At 54.5% G+C, this 15,746-nt stretch carries 18 protein-coding genes; 8 read left to right on the top strand and 10 right to left on the bottom strand.

Annotation, left to right across the window (positions count from 1 at the left end; all coding sequences use genetic code 11):
- Positions 1-177 precede the first annotated feature (177 nt).
- The 4 genes from speB to AC2D8P_RS08990 all read left to right on the top strand — a co-directional run bounded on the left by speB (position 178) and on the right by AC2D8P_RS08990 (position 4,069).
- Complete coding sequence (gene speB / locus AC2D8P_RS09005) at positions 178-1,143, top strand: agmatinase (RefSeq protein WP_484702119.1); 966 nt, start codon at positions 178-180, stop codon at positions 1,141-1,143.
- Positions 1,144-1,147: 4 nt separating this feature from the next.
- Positions 1,148-1,573 carry a GFA family protein gene (locus tag AC2D8P_RS09000; protein ID WP_484702117.1) on the top strand — a complete coding sequence of 142 codons (426 nt, stop codon included), beginning with the start codon at positions 1,148-1,150 and terminating at the stop codon, positions 1,571-1,573.
- Between the two features lie 21 nt (positions 1,574-1,594).
- The gene (locus AC2D8P_RS08995; RefSeq protein ID WP_484702116.1) at positions 1,595-2,161 is read left to right on the top strand and encodes a hypothetical protein; all 567 of its coding nucleotides are present in this window, start codon (positions 1,595-1,597) and stop codon (positions 2,159-2,161) included.
- Between the two features lie 117 nt (positions 2,162-2,278).
- Positions 2,279-4,069, top strand: a complete 1,791-nt coding sequence (locus AC2D8P_RS08990) for a DNA polymerase III subunit gamma/tau (protein WP_484702115.1) — start codon at positions 2,279-2,281, stop codon at positions 4,067-4,069.
- A 64-nt stretch (positions 4,070-4,133) separates the two neighbouring features.
- Here AC2D8P_RS08990 and AC2D8P_RS08985 read toward each other — a convergent pair whose 3' ends face one another.
- Complete coding sequence (locus AC2D8P_RS08985; RefSeq protein ID WP_484702113.1) at positions 4,134-4,748, bottom strand: histidine phosphatase family protein; 615 nt, start codon at positions 4,746-4,748, stop codon at positions 4,134-4,136.
- Between the two features lie 166 nt (positions 4,749-4,914).
- On the opposite strand from AC2D8P_RS08985, the gene AC2D8P_RS08980 reads away from it, so the two are divergent.
- Complete coding sequence (locus AC2D8P_RS08980; protein WP_484702112.1) at positions 4,915-5,259, top strand: YbaB/EbfC family nucleoid-associated protein; 345 nt, start codon at positions 4,915-4,917, stop codon at positions 5,257-5,259.
- 3 nt (positions 5,260-5,262) lie between these two features.
- Positions 5,263-5,862, top strand: coding sequence for a recombination mediator RecR (gene recR / locus AC2D8P_RS08975; RefSeq protein ID WP_484702111.1), 600 nt, complete (start codon positions 5,263-5,265; stop codon positions 5,860-5,862).
- 77 nt (positions 5,863-5,939) lie between these two features.
- On the opposite strand, the gene AC2D8P_RS08970 is transcribed toward recR, so the two are convergent.
- Both AC2D8P_RS08970 and AC2D8P_RS08965 read right to left on the bottom strand, forming a co-directional pair.
- Positions 5,940-6,896, bottom strand: coding sequence for an ion transporter (locus AC2D8P_RS08970; RefSeq protein ID WP_484702110.1), 957 nt, complete (start codon positions 6,894-6,896; stop codon positions 5,940-5,942).
- A 180-nt stretch (positions 6,897-7,076) separates the two neighbouring features.
- Complete coding sequence (locus AC2D8P_RS08965) at positions 7,077-8,249, bottom strand: type III PLP-dependent enzyme (protein WP_484702108.1); 1,173 nt, start codon at positions 8,247-8,249, stop codon at positions 7,077-7,079.
- Positions 8,250-8,801: 552 nt separating this feature from the next.
- Here AC2D8P_RS08965 and AC2D8P_RS08960 point away from each other — a divergent pair.
- Positions 8,802-9,713, top strand: coding sequence for a helix-turn-helix domain-containing protein (locus AC2D8P_RS08960; protein ID WP_484702107.1), 912 nt, complete (start codon positions 8,802-8,804; stop codon positions 9,711-9,713).
- Between the two features lie 46 nt (positions 9,714-9,759).
- Here the strand turns inward: AC2D8P_RS08960 and AC2D8P_RS08955 are convergent, their stop codons facing one another.
- The 3 genes from AC2D8P_RS08955 to AC2D8P_RS08945 all read right to left on the bottom strand — a co-directional run bounded on the left by AC2D8P_RS08955 (position 9,760) and on the right by AC2D8P_RS08945 (position 11,981).
- Entirely contained in the window at positions 9,760-10,374 is a 615-nt protein-coding gene (locus AC2D8P_RS08955; RefSeq protein WP_484702105.1) for a sulfotransferase family protein, read from the bottom strand.
- Between the two features lie 165 nt (positions 10,375-10,539).
- Positions 10,540-11,118, bottom strand: a complete 579-nt coding sequence (locus AC2D8P_RS08950) for a hypothetical protein (protein WP_484702103.1) — start codon at positions 11,116-11,118, stop codon at positions 10,540-10,542.
- A 47-nt stretch (positions 11,119-11,165) separates the two neighbouring features.
- Entirely contained in the window at positions 11,166-11,981 is an 816-nt protein-coding gene (locus AC2D8P_RS08945; RefSeq protein ID WP_484702101.1) for a cysteine hydrolase family protein, read from the bottom strand.
- Positions 11,982-12,143: 162 nt separating this feature from the next.
- Between AC2D8P_RS08945 and AC2D8P_RS08940 the strand changes: the two genes are divergently transcribed.
- Positions 12,144-13,025 carry an AraC family transcriptional regulator gene (locus AC2D8P_RS08940; RefSeq protein WP_484702099.1) on the top strand — a complete coding sequence of 294 codons (882 nt, stop codon included), beginning with the start codon at positions 12,144-12,146 and terminating at the stop codon, positions 13,023-13,025.
- A 14-nt stretch (positions 13,026-13,039) separates the two neighbouring features.
- On the opposite strand, the gene nrtS is transcribed toward AC2D8P_RS08940, so the two are convergent.
- From nrtS to AC2D8P_RS08920, 4 genes are all read right to left on the bottom strand, one after another.
- On the bottom strand, positions 13,040-13,288 hold the full coding sequence (gene nrtS, locus AC2D8P_RS08935) for a nitrate/nitrite transporter NrtS (protein WP_484702097.1): 249 nt from the start codon (positions 13,286-13,288) through the stop codon (positions 13,040-13,042).
- A gap of 185 nt (positions 13,289-13,473) precedes the next feature.
- On the bottom strand, positions 13,474-13,728 hold the full coding sequence (locus tag AC2D8P_RS08930) for a zinc ribbon domain-containing protein (RefSeq protein ID WP_484702095.1): 255 nt from the start codon (positions 13,726-13,728) through the stop codon (positions 13,474-13,476).
- Between the two features lie 106 nt (positions 13,729-13,834).
- A complete protein-coding gene (locus AC2D8P_RS08925) occupies positions 13,835-14,209 on the bottom strand; it encodes a response regulator (protein ID WP_484702094.1) in 375 nt (124 codons plus the stop codon).
- A gap of 71 nt (positions 14,210-14,280) precedes the next feature.
- Entirely contained in the window at positions 14,281-15,744 is a 1,464-nt protein-coding gene (locus AC2D8P_RS08920) for a response regulator (protein ID WP_484702093.1), read from the bottom strand.
- Between the last annotated feature and the right edge of the window lie 2 nt (positions 15,745-15,746).

Here is a 15,746-nt window from a genome sequence, read left to right as displayed (position 1 = left end):
GAGCGGCTCGATTTTAACCAGGTGAATTCAGTCCCCACCGCCACATTGAGGAAACAAACACCCCTTGGCAACGGTGCAGAGTTCAATGCATCATTACATTCTCTCATCCCGCAGAGTTTTACCTTGCCACTTGATATTTTCCCCTTCACACTTTCTAAAAAACAAAGGGACACCCCAATGACCCAGACCACTTTTTTCACCCCCGTCTCCGGCATGGAACTACCACGTTTTGCTGGCGTGCCAACCTTTATGCGGCTGCCCTATGTTCAGCCGGGGCACGACCGTTACGGCGACGTGGATATCGGCCTTGTCGGTGTGCCTTGGGACAGCGGCACCACCAACCGCCCCGGCCCACGTCATGGCCCCCGGCAGCTGCGCGATCTGTCAACGATGATCCGCGCGCAAAACGGCGCCACGGGGATACGCCCTTTTGAATTGGCAAATTGTGCCGATATGGGCGATGTCGGCCCCAACCCAACCGACATTCAGGATAGTATGGACCGGATCACCGCCTTCTATGGCAATCTGGTCGCCGCAGGTATTATCCCCCTAACCGGTGGTGGCGATCATCTGTCATCGCTCCCGATCCTGCGCGCCGTGGCCAAGGATGCACCGGTTGGCATGGTCCATTTCGACAGCCATACCGACCTGTTTGACACCTATTTCAACGGCACAAAATTCACTCATGGCACCCCCTTCCGCCGGGCGGTAGAAGAGGGGCTCTTGGATCCGAAACGCGTGATCCAAATCGGCATTCGCGGCACCGGCTATGACACAGAGGATCTGGATTTTGCCAAAAGCGTCGGCATTCGCATTATTCGGATAGAGGAGTTCTTTGCCCGCGGCATACCGGACGTGATGGCCGAAGCGCGGGAGGTCGTGGGAACACGACCCACCTATATTTCCTACGATATCGATTTCGTTGATCCCGCCTTTGCGCCGGGCACCGGCACACCAGAGGTCGGTGGCCCCAATTCGTTTGAGGCATTGCAGGTTGTTCGCGAACTGGATGGGCTTAACATCGTCGGAGCAGATATGGTCGAGGTCTCACCGCCTTTTGATCCCTCAGGCAATACAGCCTTCCTTGGCGTGTCGATCATGTTCGAACTGTTATGCGTGATGGCGAACGGATTGCGGGGGTGACAAAATGGCCGCTGACCTGACCGGGCGATGCCTGTGCGGCGCGGTCATCTGGCGCACACCGGGGTCCGTCTTGTGGGCGGGCCACTGCCATTGCAGCAGTTGCAGGCGGGCAACCTCCGCCCCGTTTACTTCCTTTTTCGGCGTCACGCGGGACAGCGTCACCTGGCAGGGCGATCTTAGCACCATGGAAAGCTCTGGCGGGAAAGTCCGGCGCAAATTTTGCCCGCGTTGCGGTACACAGTTGACCTATCAATCCGACCAATGGCCGGATGAGACCCACCTTTATGCAGCGACGATGGATGATCCTACCCAATTTGAGCCCAAAGCCCATTTTCACTACGCAGAAAAACTGCCTTGGGTGAAAATTAAGGACGACCTCCCAAAATATGCTGCGACCGCCGATGGTGCCGAGCCATTGGAAGGCTCGTAGAATATTCAGCCGGGTAGCACTTTGAAAATCAATTTCATTTTTCTTTTCTTACTCCTCTCAACAACCTGCATACTCGAAAGAGCAAAAGCGAGTGACAGCCCTGTTCCACCTTGGGGCGAAGAGATAATCTCAATTGCTCAGATCTTCAGTGATTTGGCCGAGGAACAACGTGTCATAGACTATAGTATAAGTCACCTGCACCCATTCGTCCAAGCGCGTGCGGCAGGCAAATTCGGGGTAACTGCCGAAGAGTTGCCCGGGATCATGCGCCAAGGATACAAAGCAGCAACTGCAACTATAAGGTTGCACAACCATGACATATTACCAGAACACGCAATATTTGGTACTGCCAATGATTGGCAATGGGGGGCAATCCCCTACACCGTAGAAGGTATTTTCATTAACAATGGTGCATCATTGCCAGTAATATGTAGTTGGCTTCTTGTATTCAGGAATGGCACCAATTGGTTTTTCAACTCTCTTTACAGCGGCAGTGCTGAGACCACGAAAAAAACGATTGCTAGTTTACCATACCCCTTATCGGAAGTAGCGGTCTCGTTGGGTCAGCCAAGGTGCGCGCCTGATTGACACCAAACGATGCTCTTTGTCAATCCGACATAACCGTTAAGCCCACATGATCTGGACGCGGATCAACACAGCCCCTAGGGTGGGCGAAACAGATTCCCAGCTGATCGGAGACCCCCTTTGTCCGACGCCCCAGCCTATCAGGTTCTGGCCCGTAAATATCGCCCCGAAACCTTTGCCGATCTGATCGGCCAGGACGCTATGGTGCGGACCTTGAAAAACGCCTTTGATGCGGATCGGATCGCTCAGGCCTTCGTCATGACCGGTATCCGCGGCACCGGCAAAACCACCACCGCGCGGATCATTTCCAAGGGGATGAACTGCATCGGCCCCGATGGCAACGGCGGTCCGACAACCGATCCTTGCGGGACATGCGAACATTGCGTCGCCATTGCCGAGGGGCGCCATGTCGATGTGATGGAAATGGACGCAGCCAGCCGCACCGGCGTTGGCGACATCCGCGAAATTATCGACAGCGTGCATTACCGCGCCGCCTCTGCCCGGTATAAAATCTATATCATTGACGAAGTTCACATGTTGTCGACCAGCGCGTTCAACGCGCTCTTGAAGACGCTCGAAGAGCCCCCCGCCCATGTGAAATTCATCTTTGCCACGACCGAGATCAGAAAGGTTCCGGTGACGGTCCTGTCGCGCTGCCAACGGTTCGACCTGCGCCGGATCGAACCAGAAGTGATGATCGACCACCTGACGAAAATCGCCACGGCGGAGAGTGCAGAGATTGCGGCAGATGCGCTGGGCCTGATCACCCGCGCAGCCGAGGGTTCCGTGCGCGATGCGGTCTCTCTCTTGGATCAGGCGATCAGCCATGGGGCCGGTGAAACCACGCTCGATCAGGTTCGCGCCATGCTGGGTCTGGCGGATCGGGGTCGGGTCATGGACCTGTTTGATCTGATCATGAAAGGCGACGCCGCAGGCGCGCTGACCGAACTGTCCGGCCAATATGCCGATGGGGCCGATCCGATGGCGGTGCTGCGCGATCTGGCAGAGCTCACGCATTGGGTGTCGGTGATCAAGATCACCCCGGATGCGGCAGAGGACCCAACCGTTTCCCCAGATGAACGTACCCGTGGCCAGTCACTTGCGGGTGCCTTGCAAATCTCCACCCTCACCCGGATGTGGCAGATGTTGCTGAAAGCGCTGGAAGAGGTCGCCGCAGCCCCCAATGCGATGATGGCCGCTGAAATGGCGGTGATCCGTCTGACCCATGTCGCCGACATGCCCCCGCCCGAACAGCTGTTGCGCAAGTTACAGGACACACCGCCCCCTCCCCCCTCTGGCCCCGGTGGCGGCGGAAGTGGAGGAAGCGGAGGAGGCGCGCGCCAGTCCGGCCAAAATCACACCGACGCAATACCGACGCAGGGCAGTCGCGATACAGCCCCCCGAAATCCGGCCCCGGTGGCCCATGCTGGATACGGTCAGGCGACAGCCTTGGCCGCCGCGCCAGAAACCGCGCTGGCCCGCTATGCACGGTTTGACGATGTCGTCGAACTGATCCGGTCCAACCGGGATGGAAAGCTGCTGGTCGAGATTGAAACCACGCTAAGGTTGGTGCGCTATTCCCCCGGACGGATCGAATTTCAGCCTACAGATCAAGCCCCTAACGACCTTGCCCAGCGCCTTGGCCAACGCCTGCAAGGCTGGACCGGAACCCGCTGGGGCGTGTCTGTCGTGGCAGAGGGCGGTGGCGCCACCATCGCCGAGGACCGTGATGCCGAGGGCGAGGCGCTCAAGGCGCAAGCCCGCACCCATCCCCTGGTTCAGGCCGCATTCGCCCAATTCCCCGATGCCGAAATCACCGCCATCGTCACCCCCGAAGCCATCGCCGCAGAGGCAGAAACAGAAGCCCTGCCAGAGGTGCCGGATGAGTGGGATCCGTTTGAAGAAGATTGAAAAAAGTGCACTGTTTCAGCAGTTTGCGCTGCCAGTATAACGGAACTGGCAGCGCCACTAAATTTTATTTTCCCGTCCAGAAATCTGGATGGATTGACCCGATGACCTCAAATTCACCATTGCCTTTGGGTGCCAAGACATAGGCCACCCCCTGCGGTTCCGGATAAATTCCGGTCGCGGCTTCAAACGGGTCATCATGCCCGACAATGACGTTGTTTTTTCCCTGCTCGGGACTGGCAGAAATCAATGGCACAACCCGTTCCCGCATCGCGGCGAATTGCTCATCCGTGTAGTTTTCGGCCTTTTCAAAATTCAAGGCGCCAGACTTTGAATAGGTGCCAAAAGCCAGATCAGCGGTCTGCCAGGCGCGACAATATTCGCTGCTGGTGACGGTGCCGATGGGCACTTCTGCCCCGGCCAAACCCACACCGATGGATCGTGCCTGATGCCACCCGTTTTCGCTCAGCACCCGTTGGGTTGCGCAACTGTTAGGATCTGCAGTCAATTGATCTGCATAGTCTTTTTCGGTCGACGCATGGCGTAGGTAAATAACATACCCACCGTCTTTCAGTTCAGTCAGCAACTCGTCAGCCGCCATCTCGCCAGAGGCAATACACTGTCCGGCAACGATCAACGCAGCCAATACAATCGCTGATCCATATCCAGTTTTCCCAGTCATTTTCTTATCCGTTTTCTGTCACATCTTTGGTGATGCGTATGGTGTTTTATAATCCTGATTATTTTTGTAAACTATATTCTTAGTAATTTAATAAGTCTTTACATCTCTTGTTCACAACATCCAGTCGGCGTATGACCAACCAAACCGTGATTCATGGAGACATCGCATGTTCAAAGGGCTCGGCCAAATGGGCGACATGGCCAAAATGATGAAGCAGGCACAGGAAATGCAGGGCAAGTTTTCCGAAATGCAGGACAGCCTGAACACCATCACTGTGGTGGGGGAATCCGGTGCCGGGCTGGTGCGTGCAACAGCTACTGCCAAAGGCGAATTGACCGGTCTGGATATCGACAAATCGATCTTTCATCCCGATGAGAAAGAGGTGGCCGAAGATCTGATCCTAGCTGCGATCAAAGATGCCCAGGCCAAGGCCCAGGAACGCACCCAATCCGAAATGCAGAAACTGACCCAGGAACTGGGTCTGCCCGCCGATATGAAGTTACCCTTCTGATCCATGTCAGACGGCTCGCAAGATATTCAGAACCTCATCGACATGATGGCCAAGCTACCCGGGCTTGGCCCCCGTTCTGCCCGTCGTGCGGTGTTGCATCTGATCAAGAAACGCGGCGCGCTCCTGACCCCGCTCGCAGATGCGATGCACACCGTGGCAGTGACAGCCCGTGAATGCGTCAATTGCGGCAATATTGGCACCACTGACCTGTGCGATATTTGCACGTCAGAAAAACGCCGGATCGGAGAGATCTGCGTGGTCGAGGATGTCGCCGACCTGTGGGCGATGGAACGCGCAAACGTGTTCAAGGGCCGCTATCACGTACTGGGCGGTACATTGTCAGCGCTAGATGCCATCGGTCCCGAAGATCTGCGCATTCCCAAACTCCTTGACCGGGTCAGGGACGAAGACATCAGCGAAATCATTCTGGCACTGCCCGCCACCGTCGATGGCCAAACCACCGCCCACTATATCGCCGATCAGGTAGAGGGCGGCGCAGTTCAGGTGACGACACTGGCCCAAGGCGTGCCAGTGGGGGGGGAACTTGACTATCTGGATGACGGCACCATTTCTGCTGCCCTTCGGGCCCGCAGATCGGTTTAAACGGCCCAAGACGGTAGCGATTCCAGCCACATCTGATCGGCCACGTTATCGCAATCGATTGTGGATTTTTGTCGTGGTCAGTTGTGGTCAGACTTATGCAAAGATTTCCCGCAATGCTGGCAAAACTGACCTGGTGTTGCGGCATGATGCTTTTGCACATCTGCCCGCACCTCTAGCGCCACACGTTTGCTGAGCCCCAGTTCCCGGCGCAGGTTTTCCAGATCTTCCTCTTCATCGGCATCAATCACGCCATCTTCGAGCGCGGTTCGCAGCTTCACCGTCAGTTCTTCACGCGTCCGGCGCAACCGATCTGCCAGGCCGCTGGCCAGAATACCGGCAGGCAAGGCCGCCATGCCAATGCCGACAACAGCAACCAAGGATCCAAACACCTGCCCCACAGGCGTGATCGGGGTGACATCGCCATACCCCACCGTCGTCAGGGTCGCCATCGCCCACCACATGGCGGCGGGGATCGATCCGAACTTGTCCGGCTGAACCTGATGCTCCGCCAGATAGGCCCCGCTGGAGGCTAAAATCAGCAACACGACAAGAATGAAGAAGCCGGCAAAAAATGAATTTGCCTCTTCGCGGAACACATCCAACAGCATCGACATGGCCGAAGAATATCGGGTGAGCTTGAGGATCCGCAACAATCGCAACACCCTGAGGAAGCGCAGGTCAATTTGAAACAGAAAGCCCAGATAAAATGGCAGGATCGCCACCAAATCGATCAATGCCAAAGGCGAGAGGATATAGCTTAGCCGCGGGTGCGCTTCATCCTTGAAACGGGGATCATCCACGCAGGTCCACACCCGCAAAACATATTCCACACTGAAAACCGCAACCGAAAGAAACTCGATCACCCAAAAAACGGCGCGATATCTGGCCTCAATGCTGCCAACGGTTTCCAGAATGACGGCCAAGACATTGATTGCAATCAAGGCAATCAAAAACCAATTCAGATACTTGCTGACCCAGTCTGATTTTTCATCGGGGTCGAGTTTTCGGTATATCGTTTTGCGTAGCTGGCTCAATAAACTGACCTGAACATTTGCGGGTTTGTTCAAGTCTATACGCGTTTCATGCTGTGTAAATGGTTCCAATTGCACGGCGTTGCCAACGTTCAGGCGACGTACCCTGTTCAGCAGGCACAGAACTGGCGCAAAGTCGCAGTCCCCGGCCGATTATACCCGCCGGGGACGCCGTAAAATTGATCAGATCACAACCACGTCCAACGGTGGGAAGCCGTTGAACCCGACGGAGGAATAGGCAGAGGTGTAGGCCCCGCAATTGCGGATCACCACACGGTCGCCGGCGCGCAGGCCCAACGGCAACTGCACCGGGCGTTTTTCATAGAGCACATCAACACTGTCACAGCTCGGACCGGCCAGAATGCAGGCGCCTTTGTCTTCATGATCGCGATCGGTTGAGAACTGATAACGGATTGCCTCATCCATGGTTTCAGCCAGGCCAGAGAATTTACCGATGTCCAGATAGACCCAGCGGTGCAGATCGTTGTCGGATTTGCGCGACACCAGCAGAACCTCTGCTGCGATTTTGCCAGCCTCGGCGACCATGCCGCGGCCCGGCTCTGCCATTATGCGTGGCACATCACCAAAACGCTCAGTCACCAGCGACATGACTTTGGCCGCATAAACGGTCGGATGCGGGATCGCCTCGCCGTAGAAGGCCGGGAAACCACCACCGATGTTCAACATGTCCAGCGCAAAGCCTGCCTCTTGGGCCTGATGCCAGACGCGGGCCACCTGATCCAGAGTGTCCGTCCAATGCACAGCTTGTTTGGTTTGTGATCCAACGTGGAAGGACAGACCAACCGGGCGCAGGCCCAGATCGCGGGCATGCGCCAACAGGCCCAGCGCCTTATCCTCTGAACAGCCAAACTTACGGGTCAGCGCCCAATCGGCGTTTTCGTTGTCGACGATCAGGCGGATGTAAACCTCTGCACCCGGGGCGTTTTCAGCAAGTTTCTCCAGCTCTTCCTCTGCATCCGCGACGAAAAGCTTGATCCCTGCATTATAGGCAAACGCGATGTCAGAGGCGCGTTTGATCGTGTTGCCGAAAGAGATGTTTTCAGGTGCCGCACCCAGCGACAGGCACAGCTCAATCTCGCCACGCGAGGCCGCATCGAAATGACATCCTTGGGACAGCAAGGCCTCAATCACTTCACGCTCTGGGTTGGCTTTGACCGCATAGTGGATCGAGGCACGGCCCAGGCCCTTTTTCAGTGCGTGATATTGATCAATGACCAGATCGGTATCCAACACCAATGTCGGGCGATCAAAGCTGTTCGCACGGATAAAGGCATCGATGTTGGCTGTACGATCGACGGCGGCGCCGCCGACAATGTCGGTTACGTATGCGTTCATGGTCATCTCCAATAGACCCGGCCATATATGACCGCTCACTTCCAAGGGAGACGTTACCGTCGCTACGTAAACACGGGTGGATTAAAGGCCCACCGGCCAGAGGCGCGTGCGTTGGCGTCTATTAAGGGGGCATTTAGGGTGAGGGGTGATTCGTTGCAAGCATAATTTTGGCCGCGGTCAATGGCTGCGATCAATTGTCAGAACGCACCAACCACGGCTGCCTTCTGCGACGGCGCGAAATCGACAAATCCTCCTTTGGTGGAATGGTGTTTTCCCATCGTTTGCAATCGCCGACCTGACAGTTTTTTAAGCGCTTTTGCCCACCCCAGTCGGCGAAAAATATATGCGCAATGGAACCTGGATAGGGTGAAATACGGCGGGTCATGAAAACCTCCTGCTTGGGTAACTTTCAAAAGCTTGCCAAAGCCCGTACACCATAACCACAGACACAATCTGCCAACCCTGACGAACCCGTAAGTCACCCGTAACAACCTTGGCAATCTGCGCGATCTATTGTCTTGTAAAAACACGCGTCATTTCGCAGAGGCCCCAATGCCATCTAACCCTTCGCTATTTGCCCAAAAACTACGTACCTGGCGCACCAAAAGCGGTGGGCACGGGCGCATGACCCAGGAACAGCTGGCTGAACTTTTGGATGTTAGTGTCGATGCCATTGGAAAATACGAACGATCATTGTCATTCATCCGGGGCGATCTGGAACATCGGCTGACGGAAAAGTTGGGCTGGAGCCGGGAAAAGGTACTGGCCTGTCGCGAAGAATGGGAAACGCGCTGCCCGGACCCATCACAGGGGTCTTACCGATTGCTCGATGACAGCGTTGTCGATGATGTATTTGCGGGATCGTGGCATCACGCCATCCGGGCGATGATCCAAATGGCAGAAATTGAACTTGGGCGGCTCCCCGAACAGCTTGAAGCAAACGAAGCCGTCTTTCTGCCGATCTATGACACCTACCGCAATCATTGGAGCGCCGTGATGCTCAATGATCAATTTGTCGCCAAATGGTCCCTTGTGTTGTTGCAGCCTGACGATGAGGAAACTTTCAGATCCGGCAAATTTGTTGAAACCAAATTGTCGGTTGATCGCATCCATCGTCCCATTTTGCCCGGAACCTATTACGGCTATTGCCCTGTTCTGATCGTCAGCCCCGGGCACGAGGCCGCGGCATTACTTCTGCTGTCGTCTTTCATCCGCTTTCTGGAAGATCTCGCAGCGCGGGGTATCACATTGCATGGAATTGGCGCGATTACATGTTCGGGCAGTGGCGTTCAGATATGCAAGGATCTGGGCATGTCGAAACTATGCGACTATTTTCTTGGCCCGGAATACGGGATCTGGGAATTGACCGGAGATCAGGTTCCAAGCTCCATTTTTGGTCGTCGCAGCGCCAGATTGCGCCAAAGCTATTCAATGGTCTTCAACCCACCCGACATGGTGTCGTAGCAATAACGTGCCGGTGGCAGGAAAACGGTCCAACAGGATTTGAATGTCAGTTTTCTTGTGGCTTGGCCAAAAGTCGATCCGCAAAATCACGTGACGTATTTCCGCTGGGATAGTCGCAATCGGGACTATCCAGACCCAACCAATCGCAAAGCGGCCCCCAACCATCGCCCAGATTGTGCACCAGTAATCTGTCCGCCGACACCGTGGACAGCACCTCTTCGACATTTTGGTTGTAAATCTTGATCGCATGTTCGCGATCATCAGGGCGTCCACCAAAAACCTGCTCTGCGATCAACAAATGCGCAAAGCCTTCGGTATCGTCATCGGTCAGGATCAGATTCAGGATGGTTTTTTCAAAACTGGTCCACCAACTTTCGGCCGATCGCATGGTCAGCAGAACCTTGGCGTCTGGATACACGTCAATCAGCGTCCGCCAGTAAAAGGCCGAAGGCCAATCCACACAGGCCCGGTATCCGCGAAACAGGGCCTCCCAATCCGGCGTCGCCCCTTTTACCAAATCCAACCATTGTTTACGCTCTGGTCCGTCTTCGACAATTTCCAGCATATGATGCGTCGGCCCAACACCAAGGATGTTCAACGCATTGCGCATTGAATCCGTCCCCGTGCGTCCAAATCCCGTACCGATAATGTTCAAGCTCATATAAAACCCCGCATCTGCTTACATTTCTGCCTAGCACATAAACGGAATTTGGCGAAAACTCTGGAGAGCTTTACCCCAGCTATTGATAAATTGATAAAACGTCGTGCCGCGCGACAGATTGCTCTGCCGCGCGACCAACATGACTAACGTCAAATCTGCGCTTTCCTAGGCGTCGGTTAGATCAAGAACGAACAGGCAATCAAACATCATCTTATCACCACCCGCGTGGATCATCCCGGACAGACGGGCCTTGCCCCCCATCCCGGCGAAATCCCCGGTTGTTGCGATGACGTTATCCGATGACGGGAAACCACCGGTGATATGCGACCGGGCGCCTTCGCCAGATCCCCAACCACCGATGAACGTGGCCAGGCTGGTATCGCCTTTGGTAATAATCGTCCCACCAGGCAGCATAAAGACCGACACACCTGTCAAAGTCAGGCCGCCGTTTTCATCCGGCGTGATGTTTGCCAGACAATCAATGCCACGCCCCAACTTGACCTTGGTCACCGGATTGAAAACATCCATCTCATGACAATCGAAATCTGTCAGCGCGATACCAACATCTGCATCGGTCAGCTCAACACCGACACGCGCAGCGACATCTGCCAGGTTTCCTGCACTGTCGCCTTCTCCATACATTTGCAAGACCATGGTGGTGCCGCCTGCGGCGCTTGCCACAGTCGGCAAGAGCCCCAACCCAAGGCCAACTGCTGTCACAGCAAGAATTTCTCTGATTTTCATGATAGGTTTTCCCTCTAGTTTTGTTTCGTGTTTTTCAGTCAGTTGCCTTAGCTCAACATTTGAACAACTTCTTCGGTCGTCCAAAGCGCGTTGGCGATGTAGCGGAAGTTGGTCATCGCAGCGAGATAACCGTCGCCCTCTGGCAGCATTGCCGCCGCCGTTCCATCCCGGACGACAGCCACTTCGAAGCCCTGTTCAAGCAGCTCACGCAGATGGCTTTCTGTGCAAAGGTTCGCCGACATACCCGCCAAAATGATTTGATCAACGCCGTTTTTGCGCAGTTGCAAGGCAAGGTCATTGTGTTCCGGGCCGTACAGCTTGTGCGGGGAGGAAACGATGGTTTTGCCGTCATTTATGTAGGGCTTGTACTGTTCCAGAAAATCGGCGCCTGATCCTTCGAAGCCTTCCAGGCTCAGCGGATCCTTGCGATCAAACATCCCGATCTTGTGCATCAGCTTTTCAAGCGCGCCCTCAAATTTCCAACCCTTGTCGGTGGGATAGTAATAGTGGGGGGAAACCGCGACGGTGATATCAGCCGCCTTGGCCGCTTTAAAAAGGCTCTCGATATTGGCAACTGTGTTGTTTCTTTCAACGCTGGCCCCAACAACGCCCCAGGTCACCCCATCCGGGCTGAGGAAGTCATTTTGTGGATCGGTCACAACCAAGGCAGCACGCGACTTGTCGATGACCATATCACTGGGGGGCAATACAGGTTGCGCCGGATCAGCATAAGGGTCGTCCTGCGCCTGCGCAGCGGTCCCCGCAAAGCTCACAGCGGTCGCAGCACCAACAGCCGCCGTCCCGGCCAGGGCCTGTCGCCGCGTTACCTTTGTTTCGTCAGAATGATCATGGTGATTACACATACCTTATCCCTTCATGTTCAGTAATCAGATACCGATTTGTTGCATGGCCAATGTGCCTTTTCGTCCGAATAACGTCACAATTATGCTCTTCACGGTTTTGTGATGTGCTTTATCATCCAAATATGGCATTTATGAATAATGTTGCAGGCGTATAAAGATATCTTGAGCGAGCTCGACATTCAGGTCGAACCTTTTGCGATCTGTACATTGGAAGGCACGACCATTCTGACCATCGAACAACGGCGTGAGGCCGTTTGGCATTATGTCATGGAAGGCGAGGGAGAATTGAAGATCCCTTCCATGAAAAATGTTGGCCTGCGTGCTGGCAGAATCATCCTCGTCCCCGCAGGGGTGCGACATAACCTGATCAGTGATGGGTCTGCGAATACCGACAGAAATATCGATATACCGCCGAACATACCACTGGAACGGTTTTGCGCCAAAGGCGAAGGCCAGAGCAGGTTGACCGTGCTGTGCGGCGAGGTGTCATTAAGCCTTCGCCACACCAACGGCCTTGTGGATCTTCTGCGCGCTCCACTGCACATGGATGTCGAAAACTCCGCAGTCGCAGAACGCGCTCTGGCCGGTATCGTTCATGAAATATCAGATCCGCGGACTGGCTGCCGCGCCATGGTTCGGCTTTTGCTGCTTCAATGTGTCTTTGAAATGCTGCGCGAGCGTCTGGAAGCCGAAGATCCCGCACTGATGTGGCTGGCCGGCTTGGCTGATCCGCAATTGTGGCAGGCATTGCATGTCATCCTTGATGACCCCGGTGCGCCACATTCCTTGGAAAGTCTGGCTGAAGTATCGAGCATGAGCCGGTCAAGCTTTGCCGAGCAATTCAAGCGCGCCTATGGTCTTGCCCCGATGTCATTCCTGCGTGAATTGCGCATGGCGCGCGCTGCCCAGATGTTGCGGGACGGAAACGAACCCGTCAAACGCATTGCCGAAAGGCTTGGCTTTCAAAGTCGCAGCGCCTTTACCCGAAGCTTCACCGAATTCAGCGGGCAATCACCCCGTGAATTTCGTTCATCTGAACATTAACGGTCTTTGCGAAATCACTCCGCGCGAAACTCTGACAGCTTACCTGTCACCGCCCCCCAAGTCGTCACAAGATAGGGGACGCAATAGGTGAGAAAAATTTTGTAAAGTTGAGGTATCTCACCCATCGACAGCTTATCACCGTGGTTGATACCCAGAAGAACAGTTCCAACAACAAGCGCGGTTCCAGCAGCGTGGCGGGGGGTTCCGCCCCCAAAGACCAGTTGGAAAATTGATGGTCTGTGGGACGCATTTTCTGTTTTCATCTCAAAACCCCGCAACTGATTAAATATCCAAAAGCTTCACGATCACCATGCAACCTATCATTTGGGAACATCCTATGCCAATTAATCTTATCGGCGTATCTGCTGTCAAAAAACTTCCGCTCTTGATATTTGTCGCCTTCCTCGGCAGTCAATTCGCACAATATGAATTTTTCGTGTGTTTAGCCTCACCCTCGCCATCGCCTGAGCAAAGGAAAATGTCGTGTGGCCAGCCAGGCGGCCGCTTTTGGCCAACCTTCCCGTTGCAGCGCATGGATCACCAGATGCTGCATGCTTTTGCGGCGAATATCCGGTTGTAGAAAGACACCCTGATCATAGCAAAGATGGCAATAATACCGGCTTTCGCGGCCATCACCATCGAGCCCGGGTGTCAGCCCCTTCGCTGACATCGGCATCCCGCAACTCTGACATAAACGCAGCATGTAAACGGGCCTCCCAGCTCCAAGATAGTGCTCCAAAAGCGCAAGAGTTTACGTTGCCTGATGGATGTCGATATCGCCCGGCCGGCGCCCCTCACTCCATCCTCAGCTAAGTGGTTTTGACCTCTATCCAGTGTTCAATTTTTTCCAGAAGCCGCGGCAAATCGACAGGTTTGGTATCAAAGTCATCACACCCGGCATCAAGCGCCTTTTCCTTATCGCCTGCCATGGCATGCGCGGTCAGCGCAATAATCGGGATGTGCTTGGTGTTGTCATCGGCTTTCAGGGCACGCGCCGCATCCCAACCATCAACAACTGGCAGGCTCATATCCAACAAGATAAGGCCGGGATTGCCGGAAACCGCCATGTCGATGCCCTGCTGGCCATCAATTGCAAGTTCGATTTCATATCCACGTTTCTTGAGTCGACGCGAGAGCATGTCTCGGTTCAATTCGTTATCTTCAACCAGAAGTATCCTGGCCATTGCTCACCCCCATTCGCTATTGCGACAAGATTAATGTGCCAGACGCGCGCTGGCAAACATTCTGTTTAAACTCAGATTTTTGCCAGAACCGATTGCACCAATTTTCGAAGGTGCATTTCCAGCATGGTTTCCAGCTGCTCTACCGTTTCGAACATGTGAAACGCCGCGGCAAAGGTACCATCCTCGCCCATCAGCATTTTTTCCCGGTATTGATTTAGCCGGTCAATCTGTTCCAGCCGGTCCAAAACTGTCGGTTTATTCTCAAGCGAAACTTCAGGAAAACCCGTCTTCAGATACAGCAACATTTCGGGCTTCCCCGTTTTTATGTGCCCGGCAAGCGCATCTTCAAACTCAAACGCAGTGCCGGATTCATATTGCGTGCCATCTTCTCTTCGGATGGAGTCGGGCAAGGGCGACCCAATTCTCGACCACAGAATACCCAGATAAATATCGGTTTCATGCGGCGGATGTATCTGCGCCTGAAACGTCTCAGTAACAAGCAGGGGTTCCTCTTCCCACAGGATCGGCACAAGAAGGGCGCGCCCGGAAAGTTCGTCGTTCAGACGACCAAGGACCATTTTGGCAATTTGCCGTTCTGGGATGACATCACCGGGTGACGAGATAAACACCTTGATCTGTCGCGCTGCATTTCGGCGCAATCTGATCTTTTCTAGCGCCGCGTTTATCCGCGCAATCAGCAATACCGGGTTGAACGGCTTGGATACATAATCTTCGGCACCTGACAAAATGCACCGAACCATGACATCGGTCGCGTCGCTCGCCGACAGCATGATCACCGGCGTCGCGCGTATTTGCGGATTTTCCTTGATCGCCTGCAAAGTGTCCAAGCCAGATAGCCCCGGCATCATATAGTCCAGCAGAACAAGGTCGAACCGTTTTTCGCCCATCATTTCCAAGGCTTGTTCACCAGACTCCACCGATTTCGATGTATACCCACCCCGCGCAAGCCTGCGCGACAGCAGTTCGCGGTTCATCTGATCATCGTCAACGATCAGAATTTCGCCGCCTACCCCAGCAATGTCTGCGGCAGCCAACTCGTGTGCTGCCGGTTCGTGTTTATGTGTATCGACATTTGTAGAGGCCTGCCGTTTATCCCCGATCAACAACGGACCAATTTTTTCAATCTGGCCCAAAACGACCTTTTGCGCCTTGGAAACGCGATCAAGGTCTTCGATCAGATCGGTCTCGTTTCGATCAACAGCATCCTCGCGCATCATTTCCGCATAACCACGAATGTGGTTAAGCTGCAGGCGAAGCGCAAATTGCGCGTCCTCAACTGCAACCTCTTCCAACGACTTTTTAAGGGCGCTTAGATGCTGGTCGATAATGGCAAGCATCTTTTGACCGGCGCCCATGATCGCCGCCAGATCATGCCCATAGATCTTTCGCTGGCCATCTGTCAGGTCTTCTTCGATCAGTTCGGCATAGCCAATGATGTGCCCGATTGGGGTGCGCAACTCATGCCGAAGGTCGGACAGGCGATCCGCAAAATTGTGCTGCGTGTCCTTGTCCATCA

It is taken from the genome of Roseovarius sp. YIN77, assembly GCF_057219155.1.
The sequence above is the reverse complement of the archived record's forward strand: the minus strand, read 5'-3'. Positions and strand labels throughout refer to the sequence as shown.